Here is a 19,471-nt window from a genome sequence, read left to right as displayed (position 1 = left end):
CTAGTTCAGTTGTCCGCCGGTTTCCTTGAGGTCGTTGGGCGTCATCATAGCCGCCTTCACGGCTATTCCAAGGCCCGCTACCAGGGTCTCGAGTGCCATGGAGGGCTGGCCTGGATGCCGGGCCGCTTGTTCGGGCAGATAAGGGATATGGATGAAGCCGCCGCGCACATTCGTGCCGGCGAGCCGGTGCATCAGTCCATAAAACACATGGTTGCAGACAAATGTGCCAGCCGTCTGCGATACCGAGGCAGGAATACCGGCATCCCTGAGTGCCCGTACAATGGCTTTAATAGGTAGCGTCGAGAAATAGGCCGCCGGACCGCCTGGCACTACAGGTGTATCGATGGGTTGTTGACCATTATTGTCGGGAATACGAGCATCGTTCACGTTGATGGCTATGCGCTCGAGGGTCAGGTCCGTACGCCCCCCGGCCTGGCCTACACCAATCACCAGGGCGGGCCGATGAGCTGCCAGCATGTGATCCAGCGAGACCAAGGCAGCACCAAAGACGCACGGCAGCTGGCGCGTGATGATGTAGGCATCGCCCAGATTCAAACCATCCAGTTGGCGCACGGCCTCCCAGGAAGGATTCACGAGCTCGTTCTCGAACGGTTCGAATCCGGTCAACAGGATGGTAGTCATGGTGGTCCTCACATCAGGATATATAGCAGCATGATATTAACTGCCAATAGACTCAAGGCGGTGGGGATTTGTGCCTTGATGACACTATTCTTGTCCGGCAGATTCAGCAGGGCGGCTGGCACGATGTTGTAGTTGGCTGCCATGGGTGTCATCAGCGTGCCGCAGTAGCCTGAGAACATGCCTATGGCCGCCATCACCGCCGGGTTGGCATCGTACTGCCCGATCAGAACCGGAACGCCCACACCGCCTGTCATCACCGGGAAAGCCGCAAAGCCGTTACCCATAATGATGGTAAACAGCGCCATCCCCACGACATACACGGCCACCGCCACGAAGCGGAAATCCATATTGATATAGGAGGTGGTGAGGTGGGCGACAGCCTTGCCAACGCCCGCATCGTTGAACAGGAGCCCCAGCATGGCGAGCATTTGCGGCAGTACCAGGGCCCAGCCCAGGGCCTCGGTCAGGCGGCGTGATTCGCGCATGGATTGCATGGGCGTATCGCGCGTCAGCCAGCAGGCGAGGGCCAGGGAAACCAGACAGCCGACACCCAGGGAGACAAAGGTCGTATTTTTAGGGTCCAGCAGTGGAAGGCCACCGATCTGCACGTCTTTGACCACTACCGAGCCGATAACGGTGACCAGTGGAATGGCCAGGGCGGGAATGAACAGTTTGTTCTTGAGGCGCAGCGCACTGGTTTGGCGTTTTTCAGCAGGCAATTCCCCATGCTTGCCCAGTCCGACGCCACCTGTGCCTGCAATGACGGCCATGACCAGCACGCCTACGCCTACCCAGGCGGGCGGCAATAGATCGCCTACCAAAAAGACAAGGCTGAACAGCGCCCAGAAAAAACCTGTCGTCCAGCGCTTGGGATGAGCGCGATCGGCAAAGGTCATGATTGCCGTGATTGCCAGGATGATGCCGGCCAGCCAGTAAAGGTATTGAATCGGGAGGATCATGGCATCACTCCTGACGGCCGATAGGCGTATGGTCGGCGTCCGGACGTTTTCCGCCCAGCTCGCGCTCCAGTTGGCTATTGAAGCGCTTGAGGCGAATGGCATGGATGATGAATGCACAGATGGCGGTAGGAATGCCCCAGACCGCAATGTGCAGCGGCTCAACATCGATATTGGAGCCGAGCAGGAAGGTATGCATCAGGGCGATGGCACCAAAGGCGACAAAGATGTCCTCGCCAAAAAACAGGCCGACATTATCGGTAGCAGCGCACAAGGCGAGCAGTTTGTAGCGGATTTTCTCAGGCAGCTTGCCGTAGCGGTTTTCCGCAGCCCCTTCGGCCATGGGCGCGAGCAAAGGGCGCACCATCTGCGGATGCCCTCCAAGGCTGGTCAGACCCAGCGCAGCCGTCAGCTCCCGTACAAACAGGTAAAAGATCAGGAGCCGGCCCACCGTGGCGGTGCGGATCTTGGCAATCCAGTTCTGGGCATGTTCACGCAGGCCATGTCGCTCGAGAAGACCGATTACGGCAAGCGGCAGGAGGATGATGAGGGGCAGGGCACGTGTCTTGACGAACCCGGCGCCGATAGTGGCAAGAATGGTCTCGAACGGCATGGATGCCGCAAAACCGGTCGCCAGGGCTGCCAGGGCCACGACCAGCATGGGATTGAAGCGCAGCACAAAGCCGATGACGATGACCAGCACACCGATCAGTGGCCACAGGTTGACTGTGGTTTGCATAGGGAGTCTCCCTCGCCGGTTATGCCCAGGCAGGTGGGTTTGACGGCTGTGTGGAGGCGATCGGGAGCGCCTCCTTTGATGTTTACGCCGCCCGAGCCGGCGTCAGTTCTTGTTATGACTGCAACGGGCGCGATCGCGCCAAAGGTATCGATCTGCGATACCAGAAACCTGCAGTGGCTCGCTCAAGGCGAAGCGTCCCCATTTTTTGTATGGATAGTGAAGAACGTCCAACAAATAAAAGTGTTCACCGCTGATTGATAAAAAGCGTGGCCTTTCAGGGGCGAGGCGACTGACGGCCAGTGGTGAGAGGTCGTTCAAAGGGGGTAGAGTGAAATGCTCCACGGGGATGGTAAGCCAGCATGAACCTTCGCTTTCTCGAAACATTTGTCTGGGTGGCGCGTCTGGGCAGCTTTCGGTTGACAGCCGAAAAACTGTCCAGCACCCAGGCGGCAATTTCCAGCCGTATCGCCGTGCTTGAAGGCGAGCTGGGTGTCCAGCTGTTCCTGCGCGATCCGCGAGGCGTCACGCTGACAGCCGATGGCCAGAAGGTCTTGGGTTATGCCGAGCGGATGATCGATACCTGGCACGACCTGCGCAAAGTGCTTGGGCAGGAAACCCGGCTGAGCGGACGGATACGCATCGGCGCCATGGACACGGTTATTCACAGCTGGCTGAGCGCCTTGTTCACCTGTGTAACCGACGCCCATCCAAACGTGGAAATCGAGCTGCTGGCCGATACGGCGCTCAACTTGAGCGACCAGCTGCTCAAGGGACAGCTTGATCTGGTATTCCAGACCGATCTCTTGCGCGCCGAAAGCGTGCGTAACCTGAAGCTGGCCAGTTATCCCATCCGCTGGGTGGTTGCAACCGACTCGCCGCTCAACCGCGCGTACACGAGTCTGGATGAGCTGGCCCGCGAGCGGTTGATTACCTTCTCGCGTAATTCGCGTCCCCATCAGGACCTGCTTAACTTTCTGCATCAGCACGGGATTTCAACGCCCCGGGTCTCCTGCGTCAACTCGGCGGCGGCCATCATCCAGTTGATCAGGGACGGATTTGGCATTGGTGCATTGCCCCCGGCCCTCGTTAGCGAGGCGCTGAAGCACGGGGCCCTGGCGCTTCTGCCTTTCGAGGCACCGCCGCCGTTTGCCGTGTATGCCAGTTGGCATACGGGCGTGGGACTGACGTTGAACGAGGCCATTGTGGCGCTCAGCCAGCAGGTGGTCGGCGGCTTCTGTGCGCAGGTGGGACCTGAACAGGCATTACCGGCCTGAAGCAACAAAGCCTTATCGCCGGGGGCCGGAAAGTTTTGTTGGACAGCCGGCATGATTTCCTCAAAGACTGGTTTTTCCGCATCAAGGGAATCCTGATATGAGCACGCGTATCCTTCTGAATTGCGATATGGGCGAAAGCTTCGGGGTCTGGACGATGGGCGACGATGCTCATGCCATGCCACTGGTGGACCAGGCCAATCTCGCGTGTGGCTTCCATGCTTCGGACCCGCTGACGATGCAGAAAACCGTGGCCCTGGCCGTAAGACATGGTGCTCGAATCGGTGCTCATCCGGCCTATCCGGATCTGGTCGGCTTTGGCCGCCGGCATATGGTGTGCTCGCCGGAGGAGGTGAAGGCGCTGGTGCTCTATCAAATCGGTGCACTGGATGCCTTCTGCCGCGCAGCAGGAACGACCGTGCAATATGTGAAACCTCACGGTGCCCTGTATAACGATCTGGTGCGTAACGATACCTTGCTCAATGCCGTGCTCGAGGCCTGTTTGCAGTTTCGTGAGGGGCTACCGCTTATGGTGCTCGCCAAGACGGACAACACCCGTGAGCAGCAGCTGGCGGAGAAAGTCGGCGTACCCTTGCTGCGTGAGGCCTTCGCCGACCGCGCCTACATGCCCGACGGGCAATTGGCGCCTCGCCGGGAAACGGGCTCGGTCCATCATGATCCTGAACGTATTCTGTCCCAGGCGATCGCTATTTCCCGCGGGGATGCCTTTCCCGGTTTCGATGGCCAACCCATGTGCCTGACGGCAGACAGCCTGTGTGTCCATGGAGACAACGCCGAGTCACTCGCTGTGTTACGTCGCCTGCGGGCGGCTCTGGATGCGGCATGATCCGGATTGAGCCCTACGGCGCCGAGGCGCTGATGTTGACCCTGGCGGATACACCCACGCCCGATCTCCCCGGACGTATTGCCCGTCTGGCCGATCTGATTGAACACACACTGGGCGACGGTGTGATCGATTTGGTGCCGGGCTGGAATACGTTGCTCATTCACTATGACTTGCTGCGCTACGACCTGACGGACATTCAGGCTCGCGTCACGGCGATCGTCGAGCGTTGGCGCAAGGAGCCGGAAGCCGTGCAGAGCTCTTCACGCCGGCATGAAGTGCCCGTCTGGTACTGCGGGCCGGACCTGGAGCCGGTGGCCAAGGCCTGCTCGCTGACGGTCGCGGAATTGATTGCTTTGCATAGCGGACGCGATTATCTGGTCGGTGCCATCGGCTTTGCGCCCGGTTTTGCCTATATGGGCGAGTTGGATGAGCGAATTGTCCTGCCTCGACTGGCCTCACCACGGCCTCGGGTGGAGGCTGGCAGCGTGGCGATTGCCGAGCGCATGACCGCCATCTATCCCCAGGCGTCACCCGCGGGCTGGCATATCCTTGGACTAAGTGCCTGGCCGCTCTTTGACGCACAGGCCGAGCTGCCATGTCCGCTTGCTGTGGGCGATCGGGTTCGGTTCGTTGCGGTTGACGAGGCCGCCTATCGCGCCGCGGGAGGTCAGGTATGAAAGGGTTGAAAGTCATAAAACCGGGGCCGCTGAGCCTGCTGCAGGACGTCGGTCGTTATGGGTGGCGTCATCTGGGCGTATCCACATCAGGTCCGATGGACCGTCAGGCGGCGGCCTGGGCCAATCATCTACTCGAGAATCCCTATGGCAGTCCGGTCCTGGAAATTGCCCTGGGTGGTGTAGAGCTGGAAGCTCAGGTCGATACCTGGCTGGCACTGACCGGGGCGCCGCTGGGCGCGACGGTAGATGGACAGACGGTTCCTGCCTGGTCGCGCTTCTGCATGAAGGCCGGGCAGCGGCTGCAATTGGGATTTGCCCAGGCCGGGCAACGCGCTTACCTGGGCGTAGTGGGTGGCTTCAGGGGTAAGGCCGTGCTGGGTAGCGTGGCCACACATTGTCGCGAAGGTCTGGGCGGCCTGAATGGCGATGGTCAAGCGTTGCAGGCTGATGACATTCTGGTTTGCAGCCCTGGGCTTGAGGCTTTCGACAAGGCACTGGGTGCGGCGAGCCGCTTCATTCCCGACTACCGCGAGTCTCCGGTGTTGCGTCTGGTCGTCGGGGGCGATGGAGAAGCCTTTGCGGTCGAGCAGCGGGATCGGTTCTTTGGTTCATCCTGGCGAATCAGTCCTCAGGCCGATCGCATGGGGATTCGTCTACAGGGCGATGCACCGCTTGCAGCGCCAGTCCGTCAGTGGTCTCTGGGGGTTCTGGCCGGAGCGGTGCAGGTTCCGCCGGAAGGCCAGCCCATTGTGCTCATGGCAGACTGTCAGACCATGGGGGGATATCCGGTCCTCGGCTTTGTGCATCCGCTGGATCTCTGCCGGCTGGCGCAATGCCCCGCCCACCATGAAGTGCGCTTCAGGCCGATGGAGCTAGAGGAGGCCCAGGGTGATCTCAAGCGGTTCTATCGGTTTTTCAAGCACCATGAAATGAACTTATGTGCGGACTAGAGGGTGCCGTTTGTGCGAGTGATTTTTGCTGAGCCGTGCGTCATGACGTATAACGTTATGTAGGTATGGCCAGAAGTGATCAACGTACAAACAGATGAAAACACCCAAGCGCATGGAATCTCTGGTCGAGGACGGCCTGATTGATGAGGTGCTGCGCCCGCTGATGAGCGGCAAGGAGGCCTCCGTATATGTAGTTCGGTGCGGCGACGAGATCCGTTGCGCCAAGGTCTACAAGGAAGCAAACAAGCGCAGCTTTCGTCAGGCGTCCGAGTATCAGGAGGGTCGCAAGGTGCGTAATAGCCGTCAGGCACGCGCCATGGCCAAGAGCACTAAATACGGCAGAAAGGAACGGGAGGAAGCCTGGCAGAATGCCGAGGTTGCCGCCCTGTACCGGCTGGCTGGCGCCGGCGTTCGCGTACCGAAACCGCATGACTTCCTGGACGGCGTCCTGCTGATGGATCTGGTGACGGACGAGCGGGGGGATGCCGCTCCGCGTTTGAATGACGTGACCCTGACGCCCGACGAGGCCCGTGAATATCATGAGCTGATGATCCGGCAAGTGGTGCTTATGCTGTGTGCCGGACTGGTACACGGCGACTTGTCCGAGTTCAACGTGTTATTGGCGACCGATGGGCCGATGATCATTGACCTCCCTCAGGCAATCGATGCGGCGGGCAACAACCATGCCTTCCGTATGCTCGCCCGTGATGTGGAAAACATGGCCCAGTATTTTGGGCGTTTTGCGCCTGAGCTGAAGCAGACCCGGTATGCACCGGAAATGTGGGCGCTTTATCAGAAGGGCGAGCTATACCCGCACACCCCGCTTACGGGCATCTATGCTGAACCCGAGGGGCAGACCGATGTTTCATCCGTCATGCGCGAAATCGAAGATGCCCGTCGCGAAGAGGCACGTCGCCAAGCGGCTCGTAAAGAGGCCGAGGCACCGTCGTCCAGCGATGAGCCTCCACCCCCGCCATGGCTGAGCTGAGCCTGATGTTCGGCCCGGTGCGATCATTTTATTAGGTAGTAACCATGAAAGGTCATACGCAAGTCATTGATTATCTAAAGGACCTGCTCCGTGGTGAGCTGGCCGCACGCGATCAGTACTTCATCCATTCCCGTATGTATGAAGACTGGGGGTATCTGCGCCTTTACGAGCGCATCAACCATGAAATGGAAGAGGAAACCCAACATGCAGATGCCCTGCTGCGTCGTATCCTCTTTTTGGAAGGGCAGCCGGACATGCGCCCCAAGGACATCAATGTAGGCCATACAGTGCCGGACATGCTGCGCAGCGATCTGGCGCTGGAATACGAAGTGCGTGAGGCACTGGCCCAAGGCGTTGCGCTGTGTAACAGTGTGGGTGATTTCGTCAGTCGTGAAATCCTGGTGGCACAGCTTGAAGACACCGAAGAAGACCACGCCTATTGGCTGGAGCAACAGCTGCGCCTGATTGACAAGCTGGGGCTGGAAAATTACCTGCAATCCCAAATGAAGGCCGGCGAGCCTTCCGAGGCGGTATAGCGCGCCTGGTTATGAGGCGCAATACAGCGCCTCAGGCCACTTCCTGAATACAGACATCACTTAGCCCAACCTCAACGGCACGTCGCTCGATGCTGGGCTGAGCATGCAGCTCCCAAGGGGCATCCACCACACCGGTGGGCTCGGGGACATGCTTGATCAGTAGCTGCATGATGGCCTGCTCCTGAGTGATGGGTTCAAAACTCTCCATCTGTTCTTCGAGCGGCTCGCCATTAAAGCGGTAGTGAATGGCGTAACGGTGCAGGTTATGCATAACGATCTCCTTGAAGGACCTGTACCTAGATGGACCGCGGCGGCGCCTTACTCGTTTCAATCATTTCGGCTTCGCGCTTGAGTAGCGTCTCCTTGCGCGCAACGCCCCAGCGATAACCGGTCAACGCTCCGCTGGCGCCGATGACGCGATGACAGGGCACCAGCAGGCCCAGGGTGTTACTGGCACAGGCGCGGGCAATGGCGCGTGGATGACTGTCCAGTTCTACAGCAAGCTCCCCGTAGCGCCGGGTCTCGCCGGGTGGGATCTGCATGAGGGCCTGCCAGACCCGTTGCTGAAAGGCACTACCCTGCATATCCAGCGGCAGGGCATGCACCTGGGTCGGCTTATCGAGCTGAGCATGGACATGGGCAAGCTCATCGGCCAGGGCGGCGTCGTCATGCTCGCAATGGGCGGCGGCAAAGCGCTCGGCCAATTCCCGTTCAAGCGCTGATGCCTCGTCCCCAAACAATACGGCGCAGAGACCACGGGAGGTCTTGGCGGCTAATACCAGCCCAAGTGAACAGACAGCAATGCCATAACGGATGTGTTCTCCCGCACCCTTGCGCCGACGTTGCGCCAGCGCCAGGGCGTTGGGCTGTTCATAAACGGCGCGGCTGCTCCCATACCCACTTGCAAGGGCCGCTTCCAGAACTGTATCTGCCCGAGGCAGGTTGGCCTGCAGGCGTTGCTGGCGACGGGCTTCAGCCCAGGCGCGGGGTGTAAGCCCGGTACGCTGTTTGAACAACCGGGCCAGATGCGAGGGTGAAAGCCCAATGCGCGAGGCCAGTTGATCCAGGGAGAGTGGCTGCTCGGCCTGGTCGAGCAGGGCACATGCTGCCTGAATCAAGGCGTCCTGCTGCTTAACGGGGCTTTCCCGGTCCGGCTGACAGCGTTTACAGGCGCGATACCCGGCTGCTTCTGCCTCGCGTGGCGTTGTGTAGAACGTCACACGCTCCTGACGAGGGCGACGGGCAGGGCAGGAGGGGCGGCAATAGATGCCAGTGGTCTGGACCGCAAACACGAATCGGCCGTCATGGGCCGTATCGCGGGTACAGACGGCATTCCAGCAGAGGTCGATGTCGAGCATGGCGGGGATCTCATCTCGTCAGGGTTTGGATGATTGTCGGCTTCCAGGCCGCGGTGGGCAATCCGATTCACGCTTTCAAATCCGTACAGGCACGCTCCGTCCGAGACGAATAAAGATTTGTATCACTCGAGCGATACCCTCTCACAGTTAACACGAAACTAGCCTCTGGGCTTCTGGGACCAGGCAATGAGCCAGATCAAGACCGCACTGTTTTTTCTGACGCTTCTCATGGGCGGTCTGCAACCTGTTCAGGCCCGCGAGGTAGCGCTGCGCGTCGTGACGGAAGAGCTGCCGCCTTACAACATGACCATTTCCGGCAAGCTGACCGGCTTTAGTACAGAAGTTGTAGAGGCTGTATTGGCCCAGGCCGGACTCGACGGGGCCTTTCAGTCAATGCCCTGGGCCCGCGCCTACGAGACGGCGCTGCACGATGAAAATGTCCTGATTTATTCGATTGCCCGTACACCCCAGCGGGATGGGCTATTCAAATGGGTTGGCGTCATTGCTCCAGCTCAATGGGGGCTATTCAGTGACCGTACGCGGAATATTTCTCTTAATGCACTTGAGGATGCCAGGCGCTATCAGATCGCTACGGTACATGGTGATGTAGGCGAACAGTATTTGCAGTCCCGCGGCTTTTCCGTGGGACTGAACCTGCAATCCAGCAATACCTACGCGCAAAACTACCAGAAGCTCAAGCGTGGACGGGTGGACCTGTGGGTCGCCAATGCCGTTATGGCCAAGTATCTGGCGCGGCAGGCAGGTGAACCGTTTGATGACACCGTGACTCAGGTTTATCCACTGACCGATATCGGACGCAACGAAGGGCTATATATGGCTTTCAGCGCCCGGACGCCCGATGAAGTGGTCGCCCGAGCCCGAGAAGGGTTCGAGCAGATCAAGCGTAACGGTATCTATGAGGCATTGAAAAAGAAATGGCTGTAGATGCCGATAATACTCATGCAGAGCTGCCGGAGCACTGGCAGCAGGGACGACACTCGCTGGGCTGGCGTCTGGTAGTTGTCACGCTGGGGTTCTGTTTTTTTTTTCACGCTGATCACCGTTGGGGTTCGTACCTGGGCGGTGTGGCACGAGAATGTTCATCAAATGGACATTGAGTTGGGGCTGATCGAGCAGGTCTACCAGCGCACCCTGACCAAGGCCATCTGGGACATGGATCAGGAGTCGGTCGAGGCGCATCTGGACAGCGCCGTTCATATCGCGTCGGTGGCGCGCGTGCAGCTGACCGTGTTTTCCGCTCAGCAAACGCCGATCGTTCAGGTGCGCTCCCGGACCGGATGGATCGAGTCAAACCTGGCTCCGATGCGCCAGGTTCCTCTGGTCTTTTCACCGTACGCCGGGAGCAGGGAGACTGTTGGGGAGCTGAGACTCTATGGCAATGAAGACCTGCTTTGGTCTGAACTGAAATCGGTCGTGGTATCAATCGTCGGGTTCCAGCTCCTGCAATCCATGCTGCTGGCCGGCCTGATCATTCTTATGTTCAGCCGTCTGGTCACGGTACATATCCGGCGTATTGCGCTTCACTTGGCTGAGTTGAGCCCCGAGCGGCTTCACCTTCCCTTACGGCTTTTTCGTTCTGCCAGGCGCGAGGACGAATTGACCCTGTTGGTACAGGGGATCAATCAGCTACAGAACAACCTGTCCGGGTATCTGGGGCGGCAACATGTGTACGAAAAGGAGCTGGCCGCGCACCGGGATCAGTTGGCCGAGCGCGTACAGGCCCGTACGGCGGAGTTGCAACGCCTGACCGAGGCGCAGCACATGGTGCTGTTATTGTCCAATCGGCTTATCCGTGCGCCGTATGAGCGGCTGGAGCTGTATCAGCAGTCCTGCCTGAGCGAAGTGGCCCAGCGCCTGGGGGCCTGTTATGCCCTTTGGTATATCCGTGAGGAGTCGAGTGCTTATTTTCGTCTGGCCATGCATTGGTGCTGTGAAACCCACGCCGTCCCGGAAAACCAGATCACCGCAGCGCAGCTGGCGCATCTGGAGGTTCTTCTTGATCAGGGCGAGCCGGTTACGTTCACTTCCGGCAAGGCGCTTACCGATGTGCTGTCAGCGTATGGTGCTGCCGCCTTCCAATTATTGAATGCCGAAGCCACTGCATTTGTCCCGGTAGGCGCTGGCGATGAGCAGCTGGGTTTTCTGGTGTTCATTCGCAAGCAGGTTATCGACGTCTGGCAACCCGATGAGCACGCTTTGTTGGCCATGACGGCGCAAATGCTGTTGCACAGCACCCGGCATCGCGTGCAGCTGGGCGACATCATGCAAACCCAGGAGGCGTTGCGGGAAGCCAATGCTCAGTTGAAAGCACTTTCGCGGAGCGACCCGCTGACGGGGTTGCCCAACCGGCGGTATTTCGATGAGGTCAAGGACGTTGAGTTCAGCCGTGCTCAGCGTTCGGGCCAACCCCTGTCCGTGCTGATGTGCGATATCGACTACTTCAAGCGCTACAACGACACCTATGGCCATGCCCAGGGGGATGAGTGTCTGCGCCTGGTGACGGCGGCCATGAAGGCCAGCATTGCGCGGGCGGGTGATCTGGTCGCGCGCCTGGGTGGGGAAGAGTTCGCTGTTCTGCTGCCGGCTACAGACAAGGCTGCGGCGTACCTCTTGGCAGAGCGATTGCGTCAGGCTGTCTGTGACTTGGCTATTCCTCATGACGAATCGTCTGTCGCACCCATCGTCACCCTGAGCATCGGCCTGGCCACGTTCGAAGCAGGCATTTCCAGTACCTTTCATGAGCTGCTCGAACTGGCTGATCGATCCTTGTACCAGGCGAAAGGGGATGGTCGTAATCGGGTGGTGAGCGCCACATTCAGGGAGACGTTATGAAAATTGGAAAATGGATAGCACTGCTGGCGGGGATGGTTGTTACTCATGTCATGGCCGAGCCGATTCAGGTGGTTACTGAAGAAAGCCAGTTCATTACAGTCCAAAATGGGCGTATTGGAGGAGCGGCAACAGAGGTCGTTGAGCTCACGCTGAGTCGGGCCGGGCAGACGGACTACAGGATTGGTCTTTACCCTTGGGCAAGGGCCTACGATATCGCGACTAACCAGCCAAACGTTCTTATCTATCTGGTTGCCCGGACACCGCAGCGTGAACCCTTATTCAAATGGGTAGGGCATGTAACGAGCATGCAATATTACTTTTACAAGCTGAAGTCCCGTACGGATATTGATCCGCAGAGCCTGGAGGATGCGCGGCAATACAGCGTAGGTGTGATGCGTGATGATTTCCGGCATCAGTATCTACTGCACCATGGGTTTTCCCGGTTGGTGATATCGGCTGGGGTTGAAGAGAACTTTCAAAAGCTCATCAATGGACAGGTGCAGCTGGCACCGCTGACGGAAAGCAGCGCCGCCCACGAGTGCGCCCGAAAGCATTTTGACTGTACCGAACTGGAACAGGTTGCAGCGCTAGGTACCATTGAGGCGGAACTGTACATGGCTTATAGCGTGGCAACGGATGATGCTGTCGTGGAAAGCACCCGCACCGCCTTCGGACAGCTCCAGCAGGAAGGTGTTGTCGACAAGATCATTGGTACGCTCACGAATAACCACTGAGACACCTGCTCGCTGCATTACGAATTGATGCAGGTCTCGTCTTTACCGTAACGCATTGTCGGTTATTTGCAGGAATACACACCTTGGCAATCCGGTGATTACTTGCGCCGACATGCCGTTATCCTAAGGTGTCTGAGGATTGTTTTTGTAATTAAGGGATTGAGCGATGCAGGCTTTGACAACCATTACCAATTTAGGTGATTCCTCGGTCATGTTGCCGTGCGCATTCATTATTGCTCTATGGCTGTGGCTTGGCGCTTCACGCCGTACGGCATTGCTCTGGCTGTCGTTATTTGGTGGGGCATGCCTGCTGGTAGCAATTTCCAAGATGGCTTTCTTTGGCTGGGGTATTGGCATCCGTGCCTACGACTTCACCGGCTTTAGTGGACACTCCATGCTGGCCTGCAGTGTCATACCGGTTCTGTTCTGGCTGTTGGCAGCCAAGGCCCGGTCTGTCGTGCGCTGGGTCTGTGCCGGAGCCGGGGCGCTCTTCGCCCTCGCGATTGCGGTCACCCGAATCAAGTTGGGGTTTCACTCGGTTTCCGAAGTGGTTACCGGGGTGCCGATCGGCTTTGCAGCCAGTGGTGTCTTTCTCTGGCTCATGCGTGATCGAGCGGTCGTGGTGAAATCAAACCTGGCTGTCATTGCCAGCCTGCTGGCCCCCTTGCTGGTGCTCTATGGGCTCAATGCACCAACCCAGCATTTCATGGAAGATGTCGCAACCAAGCTGGCCAACGGTGCGAACCCCTATACGCGTGCTCATCAGCGTGCAGGTGTTAAGCCGATAGGCGATTAGACCTTAGTAGGGTGTATGATGGTGCATCCCGAGGAGTGACAGCTGCCATGGAGCAATCTTCTCCCGTACAGCTGTCATAGAAGCATAGATGGTGCGCTCGTGTGTCATCGGCTTCGAATCCATCAGCCCTGTCCAATGGAGGTCTTATGGCCACACCTTCGCAGCATGAGTTGCGAAAGCAGTTTCGTGCATTGCTTGAATCCAATAAGTGCTATGACGTTGGTTCGGTATTCGATCCGATGTCTGCCCGCATCGCGGCCGATCTAGGCTTCGAAATGGGTATCCTGGGTGGATCTGTCGCATCGCTCCAGGTTCTGGCTGCACCTGACTTTTCCCTCATTACCTTAAGCGAATTCGTTGAGCAGGCGACCCGTATCGGTCGTGTTGCGACACTGCCCATCATTGCCGACGCCGATCATGGCTACGGTAATGCCCTGAACGTCATGCGTACCATCGTCGAGCTTGAGCGCGCCGGTGTGGCAGCCTTGACTATTGAAGACACCCTGCTGCCTGCCCAGTATGGTCGCAAGTCCACCGACCTGATTCCGCTGGACGAAGCTATCGGTAAAATCCAGGCGGCACTGGCGGCCCGTATCGATCCGGCACTAAGCGTGTTTGCCCGGACCAATGCCGGTGTCTTGAGCGTTGAGAAAACTATCGAGCGCGCCCGTGCTTATCAGGATGCAGGCGCCGATGGTATCTGCATGGTGGGTATCAAGGACTTCGATCATCTGGAGCAGATTTCGCAGCACCTGAGCGTGCCGCTGATGCTGGTTGCCTATGGCAATCCTGAACTGCGTGATTTCGAGCGTCTGGCCAGCCTGGGCGTGCGTATCGTTCTAAATGGCCATGCGGCCTATTTCGCCGCTATCAAGGCCACCTACGACTGCCTGCGTGAACAGCGCGGCATCCATGCTTCCGACCTGAGTGCTTCCGAACTCTCGACGAAGTATTCCACGCTTGATGAGTACCGTGTCTGGGCACGTGACTACATGAACGTGAAAGAGTAAGGCGCTTCTTCGCGTCCCGACTCCAGTGAGCCCGACTGCCTGCTGAACGGAGAACTTCCACTCAGCAGGCGGGCCGCTTAAACCATCGTATACGCCTTGGGCGATGCCGCATCCTCCTGACTCACCCCCGTACACTGCTCCCGCTGCGCCTTGTGCGCTTCCTCCATGCGGGCCACATCTGCAGCCTTGATGTAATAGCCGTGATCGTCCTTGAAGCTATGCAGGATGGCAGTGGCAATCATGCCGATAAATCCCAGAATGGCCATCCACCAGATGTACCAGATCAGACCAAAGCCCAGCACAAAGCTGAATCCGGCGATGATCAGCCCGGCGCCGGTGTTGCTCGGCATGTGGATATCCTTGTAATCCGCCTGGTGCTTTTCCCTGACGCCATGCTCTTTCATGTCCAGATAGGCATCAATGCCATGGACTTCCGGCAGCTCGGCAAAGTTATACGGAGCTGGAGGCGAGGCTGTGGACCATTCGAGCGTACGGGCATCCCACGGATCGCCGGTCAGGTCCTTATTGTGGGCGCGCTGGTGAATGCTGACGAGCAGCTGCGCTATCTGGCAGATGATGCCACACAGGATGGTCAGAGCACCGATCGCTGCCACGATCAGCCAGGGGTGCCAGTCTGGGTTGGCATAATGGTTGAGGCGGCGCGTCATGCCCATGAAGCCCAGCACATAAAGCGGCATGAAGGCCAGGTAGAAGCCGACCACCCAGAAAAACAAGGCATAGCGGCCAAGCCTTTCGTTCAGGGTGAAGCCAAACATTTTGGGAAACCAGTAGGTGATGCCGGCAAAGTAGCCAAACAAGGCGCCGCCAATTATTACGTTGTGGAAGTGCGCTACCAGGAACAGGCTGTTGTGCAGGACGAAATCAGCCCCCGGGACGGCCAGCAGCACGCCGGTCATGCCACCGATGGTAAAGGTTACGATGAAGGCAACGGTCCACAGCATCGGGGTAGTGAACTGAATCCGCCCCTTGTACATGGTGAAGAGCCAGGTAAAGATCTTTACGCCGGTTGGAATGGCAATGATGCTGGTGGCAATGCCAAAGAATGCGTTGACGTTAGCTCCTGAGCCCATCGTGAAGAAGTGGTGCAGCCACACGAGGAACGAGAGCACTGTGATTGCCACCGTAGCCCAGATCATCATGTTGTAGCTGAACAGACGCTTGCGGGTAAACGTCGCGGTCACTTCGGAGAACACGCCGAACGCCGGCAGGATCAGGATGTACACCTCGGGATGGCCCCAGGCCCAGATGAGGTTCACGTACATCATGGCGTTGCCGCCCAGTTCATTGGTGAAGAAGTGCATTCCCAGGTAGCGGTCCAGACTCAGTAGCCCCAGGGTTACGGTCAGGATCGGGAAGGCGGCCAGAATCAGCACGCTGGTACAAAAGGCCGTCCAGGTAAAGATCGGCATTTTCATCAACGTCATGCCGGTGGTACGCATCTTCAGGATCGTGACGAAGAAATTGAGACCGGTCAGGAGCGTGCCGAGGCCTGAGATCTGTAAGCTCCAGATGTAATAGTCCACGCCAACGCCAGGGCTGTACTTGATCCCGGAAAGCGGCGGGTAGGCCACCCAACCCGTCTTGGCGAACTCGCCCAGGCCGAGCGACAGGTTGACCAGTACTGCCCCGACAACGAACAGCCAGAAGCTGAGCGAGTTGAGGAACGGGAAGGCCACGTCACGTGCGCCGATCTGCAGCGGTACTACCACGTTCATCAGGCCGACCACCAATGGCATAGCTACGAAAAAAATCATGATCACGCCATGGGCGGTAAAGATCTGGTCATAGTGATGCGGGGGCAGGTAGCCCTCTGCGCCGCCCGCCGCAATGGCCTGCTGGGCGCGCATCATGATTGCATCCGAGAACCCCCGAAGCAGCATTACCATGGCGACGATGATGTACATCACGCCAATTCGCTTGTGATCGACCGAGGTCAGCCACTCCGACCACAGCCAGCGCCACTTGCGAAAATAGGTGAGTGCACCCACAGAGGAGAGGGCCACCAGAATAATGAAGCCGATGGCGCCCATGATAATAGGTTCATGAATCGGAATGTCCGATACACTGAATCTTCCGTACATTCGCGTTGCTCCTCCAATGTAACTAGGCGTAATGACCTGAACGCTGGAGATTTCGTTAGTTCCACTCAATACCCTATCGAGCCCGCCTCAGGCCTTTTGCAGGCCGGTGTTTAGGATGAGGCTCAACGAACATTGGCGGCACGAAGCGAAAAGAGCGCCATGCCTTCAGTGCTGGTCCCGGTACCGCTCAAGAACTGCAATGTCGACAGGACGCTTTGCCCAGCGAGTCCAGAATGGCGCATTCAGGATGTTCGTTGCCCGGGCACTGATCCACCAGCTGTTGAAGAGTGTCACGCAGGCTCGCCAGTTCAGCGATCTTGCGGCTCAGTTCATCCACATGGGCGCTGGCCAGGGCCTTGACCTCGGCGCTGGAGCGGTGTCGATCACGCCAGAGTCCCAGGAGCCTGCCGATTTCCTCAAGCGAAAATCCCAGGTCTCTCGAGCGCTTGATAAAGGCCAGCGTCTCCAGATCACTGGTGCGGTACTGTCGATAACCACTGGCGCTGCGCCCGGCTGGGTCCAGCAACCCGATGTTTTCGTAGTACCGGAGCATCTTGGGGGTAAGCCCGCTTGCACGGGCGGCTTGGCTGATGTTCATGACTGACTCATCTTCTCTGGTTGCCAACGTTTGAGCAGTAAAGCGTTACTGACAACGCTCACGCTGGAAAAGGCCATAGCAGCCCCGGCGAAGACCGGGTCAAGCAGGCCAAACGCCGCCAGCGGAATACCAATGACGTTGTAAATAAAGGCCCAGAACAGGTTCTGGCGAATCTTGCGATACGTACGACGGCAGATATCCAGCGCCCCCTGCACCAATGCCGGGTCGCCACGCAACAGGGTAATCCCGGCGGCATGCATGGCCACATCCGTCCCGCTGCCCATGGCGATACCCACATCGGCGGCCGCCAGGGCGGGTGCGTCGTTGATCCCGTCACCCACCATCGCCACACAGCGACCTTGCGACCTGAGCTGTTGTACGACCGCGGCCTTATCGGCTGGCAGCACTTGGGCATGAACGTCTCGAATACCGGTCTGCCGTGCAACAACCCTTGCGCTGCCTTCGGTATCACCTGTGATCAGATGGCTGCTGATATGATGCCTTTCAAGCGTGGCAATCGCATGACCCGCTCCCGGCTTGAGCTCATCTCCAAAGGCTAGAAGGGCCAGTACCTTTGGTTCGGGCTGCTGCTCAATCAGCCAGGAAAGCGTGCGACCTTCTTCTTCCCAGGCGTTGGCCTGAGCGATAAGCGGACCTTTATCAAGCCCCAGCTCATGGAGCAATCGCCCGTTAGCCAACGCCAACTGCCGGTGGTCGATCTGGCCCTGAATGCCGCGCCCCGGCAGGGCGCGGATATTCTGCGCAGCAGGTGCGTCCAGCAGGTTCTGCTCGCAGGCAGTGAGAACGGCCTGAGCCAAAGGGTGTTCGCTACCGCGTTGCAGGCGGGCCGACAGGGCAAGTGCCTCTTTCTCACTTACGGTATCTGTCGCCAAATGAATCAGGCGAGGCTGCCCCGAGGTCAATGTACCGGTCTTGTCAAATGCGACGGTATCCACGGCGTGGGCTATTTCCAGCGTCTGCGCATCCTTGATCAAAATGCCGTAGCGTGCCGCGACGCCTGTTCCGGCCATAATGGCCGTAGGCGTGGCCAACCCCAGGGCGCAGGGGCAGGCAATCACCAGAACGGCGACGGCATTGATGAGCGATGTTTCCCAACCTGCGCCTGTCAGCAGCCAGCCAACCAGCGTCAACAACGCGATACCCAGCACGACGGGGACGAACACCTCGCTGACGCGATCGACCAGGCGTTGAATGGGCGCCTTGGCGGCCTGGGCGTCCTCTACCAGCCGAATGATACGCGACAGAACGCTTTCATTGCCTAATGCGGTCACACGAACCGTCAGCACACCCTCGCCATTGATGGAGCCTCCCGTGACACGATCACCTGGTCCTTTGCCCACTGGACGGCTTTCTCCACTGATCAAGGCTTCATCGGCGTAGCTGTCTCCAGACTCCACGAGACCATCGACGGGTATCCGTTCACCGGGGCGGATACGTACCCGATCGTCTATCTTGAGCTCCGCCAGACTGACCTCCTGCTCCAGTCCGTCGTTGGATAACCTAAAAGCCCGTTCCGGTCGCAAGGCTTGCAAGGCACGGATGGCATCACCGGTCTGCTGCTTGGCGCGGCTTTCCAGATATTTGCCCAGGCGGACCAGGGCGATAACTACGGCAGCCGCCTCGAAATACAGGTGCGGCATGCTGTTGGACGGGACGCTCCACCACTGGTATAGGCTAAGGCCGTAGGCTGCGCTGGTGCCAAGGGCAACCAACAAATCCATATTGCCGGAGCGGGCCCGCACAGCTTTCCATGCAGCCACATAAAAGCGAGCACCCAGCAGGAACTGAACGGGTGTTGCCAGTGTAAACTGCACCCAAGGTGGCAGCATGGCGTGGATACCTAGTGGTTGCAGCAGCATCGGCACAATGAGGGGAAGGGCCAATAACAAAGCGAGTATCAGGGCACCGCGTTCCCGGGCCAAACGCTGCCCAGCCGTTTTGTCATCATGGGTGGTGGCAAGTCGGGCCTCATACCCCGCCTTGCCGATGGCGGCCAGGAGCAGGCTCGAATCTGTTCCCGGTATCAGCTCGACATGGGCCTGTTCGGAGGCCAGGTTCACGCTTACGGTATTGACGCCCGGAACCTTGCGTAGCGCGCGCTCGACCCGGTTGACGCAACTGGCGCAGGTCATGCCGGTGATATCAAGTTCGAGCGACTCGGTAGGAACGCTATATCCTGCGCGCGTAATGGCTTGCTGCAAGATAGGAAGCGATCCCTCTGGTGCGTGGACCCGGACACGCTCATTGGCCAGATTGACGCTGGCGTTTTCCACACCTTCAACTTTTCTGAGCGCACGCTCCACCCGGCCGGCGCAGGCCGCGCATGTCATGCCGTGTACGGGTAGATCGAATTCGGTCATGGTTAATCTCCTCATCATAGGATAGAGGATCAA

General features: G+C 58.5%; 19 protein-coding genes. 11 read left to right on the top strand and 8 right to left on the bottom strand.

Annotated features, from left to right (window positions below; genetic code table 11):
- The 3 genes from pcp to HMPREF1487_RS05125 are packed head-to-tail and all read right to left on the bottom strand — an operon-like array spanning nucleotide 1 to nucleotide 2,337.
- Nucleotides 1–642 carry a pyroglutamyl-peptidase I gene (gene pcp / locus HMPREF1487_RS05135; protein WP_010795534.1) on the bottom strand — a complete coding sequence of 214 codons (642 nt, stop codon included), beginning with the start codon at nucleotides 640–642 and terminating at the stop codon, nucleotides 1–3.
- Between the two features lie 8 nt (nucleotides 643–650).
- Nucleotides 651–1,601, bottom strand: a complete 951-nt coding sequence (locus HMPREF1487_RS05130; RefSeq protein ID WP_010795533.1) for a DUF979 domain-containing protein — start codon at nucleotides 1,599–1,601, stop codon at nucleotides 651–653.
- A gap of 4 nt (nucleotides 1,602–1,605) precedes the next feature.
- Complete coding sequence (locus HMPREF1487_RS05125; RefSeq protein WP_010795532.1) at nucleotides 1,606–2,337, bottom strand: DUF969 domain-containing protein; 732 nt, start codon at nucleotides 2,335–2,337, stop codon at nucleotides 1,606–1,608.
- Nucleotides 2,338–2,696: 359 nt separating this feature from the next.
- Here HMPREF1487_RS05125 and HMPREF1487_RS05115 point away from each other — a divergent pair, with 359 nt between their 5' ends.
- From HMPREF1487_RS05115 to bfr, 6 genes are all read left to right on the top strand, one after another.
- Complete coding sequence (locus tag HMPREF1487_RS05115) at nucleotides 2,697–3,611, top strand: LysR family transcriptional regulator (RefSeq protein WP_010795531.1); 915 nt, start codon at nucleotides 2,697–2,699, stop codon at nucleotides 3,609–3,611.
- A gap of 97 nt (nucleotides 3,612–3,708) precedes the next feature.
- On the top strand, nucleotides 3,709–4,455 hold the full coding sequence (locus tag HMPREF1487_RS05110) for a 5-oxoprolinase subunit PxpA (RefSeq protein ID WP_010795530.1): 747 nt from the start codon (nucleotides 3,709–3,711) through the stop codon (nucleotides 4,453–4,455).
- A complete protein-coding gene (locus HMPREF1487_RS05105) occupies nucleotides 4,452–5,132 on the top strand; it encodes a 5-oxoprolinase subunit B family protein (protein WP_010795529.1) in 681 nt (226 codons plus the stop codon). Before HMPREF1487_RS05110 ends, HMPREF1487_RS05105 begins: the two co-directional genes overlap by 4 nt.
- Nucleotides 5,129–6,082, top strand: a complete 954-nt coding sequence (locus HMPREF1487_RS05100; RefSeq protein ID WP_010795528.1) for a 5-oxoprolinase subunit C family protein — start codon at nucleotides 5,129–5,131, stop codon at nucleotides 6,080–6,082. Before HMPREF1487_RS05105 ends, HMPREF1487_RS05100 begins: the two co-directional genes overlap by 4 nt.
- Nucleotides 6,083–6,176: 94 nt before the next feature.
- On the top strand, nucleotides 6,177–7,070 hold the full coding sequence (locus HMPREF1487_RS05095; RefSeq protein WP_010795527.1) for a PA4780 family RIO1-like protein kinase: 894 nt from the start codon (nucleotides 6,177–6,179) through the stop codon (nucleotides 7,068–7,070).
- Between the two features lie 44 nt (nucleotides 7,071–7,114).
- Entirely contained in the window at nucleotides 7,115–7,606 is a 492-nt protein-coding gene (gene bfr, locus HMPREF1487_RS05090; protein WP_010795526.1) for a bacterioferritin, read from the top strand.
- 31 nt (nucleotides 7,607–7,637) lie between these two features.
- Here bfr and HMPREF1487_RS05085 read toward each other — a convergent pair whose 3' ends face one another.
- Together HMPREF1487_RS05085 and ada are read right to left on the bottom strand one after the other, a co-directional pair.
- On the bottom strand, nucleotides 7,638–7,877 hold the full coding sequence (locus tag HMPREF1487_RS05085; RefSeq protein WP_010795525.1) for a hypothetical protein: 240 nt from the start codon (nucleotides 7,875–7,877) through the stop codon (nucleotides 7,638–7,640).
- A 25-nt stretch (nucleotides 7,878–7,902) separates the two neighbouring features.
- Nucleotides 7,903–8,964: a bifunctional DNA-binding transcriptional regulator/O6-methylguanine-DNA methyltransferase Ada gene (gene ada, locus HMPREF1487_RS05080; protein ID WP_010795524.1), complete on the bottom strand. Its 1,062-nt coding sequence runs from the start codon at nucleotides 8,962–8,964 to the stop codon at nucleotides 7,903–7,905.
- 186 nt (nucleotides 8,965–9,150) lie between these two features.
- Here ada and HMPREF1487_RS05075 point away from each other — a divergent pair, with 186 nt between their 5' ends.
- From HMPREF1487_RS05075 to HMPREF1487_RS05050, 5 genes are all read left to right on the top strand, one after another.
- Nucleotides 9,151–9,909: a substrate-binding periplasmic protein gene (locus HMPREF1487_RS05075; protein WP_010795523.1), complete on the top strand. Its 759-nt coding sequence runs from the start codon at nucleotides 9,151–9,153 to the stop codon at nucleotides 9,907–9,909.
- 162 nt (nucleotides 9,910–10,071) lie between these two features.
- Nucleotides 10,072–11,817: a GGDEF domain-containing protein gene (locus HMPREF1487_RS26250; protein ID WP_010795522.1), complete on the top strand. Its 1,746-nt coding sequence runs from the start codon at nucleotides 10,072–10,074 to the stop codon at nucleotides 11,815–11,817.
- The gene (locus HMPREF1487_RS05060) at nucleotides 11,814–12,551 is read left to right on the top strand and encodes a substrate-binding periplasmic protein (protein WP_010795521.1); all 738 of its coding nucleotides are present in this window, start codon (nucleotides 11,814–11,816) and stop codon (nucleotides 12,549–12,551) included. The genes HMPREF1487_RS26250 and HMPREF1487_RS05060 overlap by 4 nt, the downstream gene beginning before the upstream one ends.
- 166 nt (nucleotides 12,552–12,717) lie before the next feature.
- Nucleotides 12,718–13,347, top strand: a complete 630-nt coding sequence (locus tag HMPREF1487_RS05055; protein WP_010795520.1) for a phosphatase PAP2 family protein — start codon at nucleotides 12,718–12,720, stop codon at nucleotides 13,345–13,347.
- A gap of 146 nt (nucleotides 13,348–13,493) precedes the next feature.
- Nucleotides 13,494–14,357, top strand: coding sequence for an isocitrate lyase/PEP mutase family protein (locus tag HMPREF1487_RS05050; RefSeq protein WP_010795519.1), 864 nt, complete (start codon nucleotides 13,494–13,496; stop codon nucleotides 14,355–14,357).
- 77 nt (nucleotides 14,358–14,434) lie between these two features.
- On the opposite strand, the gene cyoB is transcribed toward HMPREF1487_RS05050, so the two are convergent.
- The 3 genes from cyoB to HMPREF1487_RS05035 form a co-directional block, all read right to left on the bottom strand.
- Complete coding sequence (cyoB, locus tag HMPREF1487_RS05045; RefSeq protein ID WP_010795518.1) at nucleotides 14,435–16,459, bottom strand: cytochrome o ubiquinol oxidase subunit I; 2,025 nt, start codon at nucleotides 16,457–16,459, stop codon at nucleotides 14,435–14,437.
- Between the two features lie 187 nt (nucleotides 16,460–16,646).
- The gene (cueR, locus tag HMPREF1487_RS05040; RefSeq protein ID WP_010795517.1) at nucleotides 16,647–17,057 is read right to left on the bottom strand and encodes a Cu(I)-responsive transcriptional regulator; all 411 of its coding nucleotides are present in this window, start codon (nucleotides 17,055–17,057) and stop codon (nucleotides 16,647–16,649) included.
- Entirely contained in the window at nucleotides 17,054–19,453 is a 2,400-nt protein-coding gene (locus HMPREF1487_RS05035) for a heavy metal translocating P-type ATPase (RefSeq protein ID WP_037030469.1), read from the bottom strand. Before HMPREF1487_RS05035 ends, cueR begins: the two co-directional genes overlap by 4 nt.
- Nucleotides 19,454–19,471: the final 18 nt, after the last annotated feature.

The sequence above is a fragment of the Pseudomonas sp. HPB0071 genome, assembly GCF_000478505.2.
Lineage (GTDB): Bacteria > Pseudomonadota > Gammaproteobacteria > Pseudomonadales > Pseudomonadaceae > Chryseomonas > Chryseomonas luteola.
This window is presented reverse-complemented; position numbering and strand designations above follow the sequence as displayed.

Bases quoted from the DNA above. Each gene is read 5' to 3' on its own strand.
- pcp (WP_010795534.1), bottom strand. From the start codon at position 642: ATGACTACCATCCTGTTGACCGGATTCGAACCGTTCGAGAACGAGCTC.
- HMPREF1487_RS05130 (WP_010795533.1), bottom strand. From the start codon at position 1,601: ATGATCCTCCCGATTCAATACCTTTACTGGCTGGCCGGCATCATCCTG.
- HMPREF1487_RS05125 (WP_010795532.1), bottom strand. From the start codon at position 2,337: ATGCAAACCACAGTCAACCTGTGGCCACTGATCGGTGTGCTGGTCATC.
- HMPREF1487_RS05115 (WP_010795531.1), top strand. From the start codon at position 2,697: ATGAACCTTCGCTTTCTCGAAACATTTGTCTGGGTGGCGCGTCTGGGC.
- HMPREF1487_RS05110 (WP_010795530.1), top strand. From the start codon at position 3,709: ATGAGCACGCGTATCCTTCTGAATTGCGATATGGGCGAAAGCTTCGGG.
- HMPREF1487_RS05105 (WP_010795529.1), top strand. From the start codon at position 4,452: ATGATCCGGATTGAGCCCTACGGCGCCGAGGCGCTGATGTTGACCCTG.
- HMPREF1487_RS05100 (WP_010795528.1), top strand. From the start codon at position 5,129: ATGAAAGGGTTGAAAGTCATAAAACCGGGGCCGCTGAGCCTGCTGCAG.
- HMPREF1487_RS05095 (WP_010795527.1), top strand. From the start codon at position 6,177: ATGAAAACACCCAAGCGCATGGAATCTCTGGTCGAGGACGGCCTGATT.
- bfr (WP_010795526.1), top strand. From the start codon at position 7,115: ATGAAAGGTCATACGCAAGTCATTGATTATCTAAAGGACCTGCTCCGT.
- HMPREF1487_RS05085 (WP_010795525.1), bottom strand. From the start codon at position 7,877: ATGCATAACCTGCACCGTTACGCCATTCACTACCGCTTTAATGGCGAG.
- ada (WP_010795524.1), bottom strand. From the start codon at position 8,964: ATGCTCGACATCGACCTCTGCTGGAATGCCGTCTGTACCCGCGATACG.
- HMPREF1487_RS05075 (WP_010795523.1), top strand. From the start codon at position 9,151: ATGAGCCAGATCAAGACCGCACTGTTTTTTCTGACGCTTCTCATGGGC.
- HMPREF1487_RS26250 (WP_010795522.1), top strand. From the start codon at position 10,072: ATGGACATTGAGTTGGGGCTGATCGAGCAGGTCTACCAGCGCACCCTG.
- HMPREF1487_RS05060 (WP_010795521.1), top strand. From the start codon at position 11,814: ATGAAAATTGGAAAATGGATAGCACTGCTGGCGGGGATGGTTGTTACT.
- HMPREF1487_RS05055 (WP_010795520.1), top strand. From the start codon at position 12,718: ATGCAGGCTTTGACAACCATTACCAATTTAGGTGATTCCTCGGTCATG.
- HMPREF1487_RS05050 (WP_010795519.1), top strand. From the start codon at position 13,494: ATGGCCACACCTTCGCAGCATGAGTTGCGAAAGCAGTTTCGTGCATTG.
- cyoB (WP_010795518.1), bottom strand. From the start codon at position 16,459: ATGTACGGAAGATTCAGTGTATCGGACATTCCGATTCATGAACCTATT.
- cueR (WP_010795517.1), bottom strand. From the start codon at position 17,057: ATGAACATCAGCCAAGCCGCCCGTGCAAGCGGGCTTACCCCCAAGATG.
- HMPREF1487_RS05035 (WP_037030469.1), bottom strand. From the start codon at position 19,453: ATGAGGAGATTAACCATGACCGAATTCGATCTACCCGTACACGGCATG.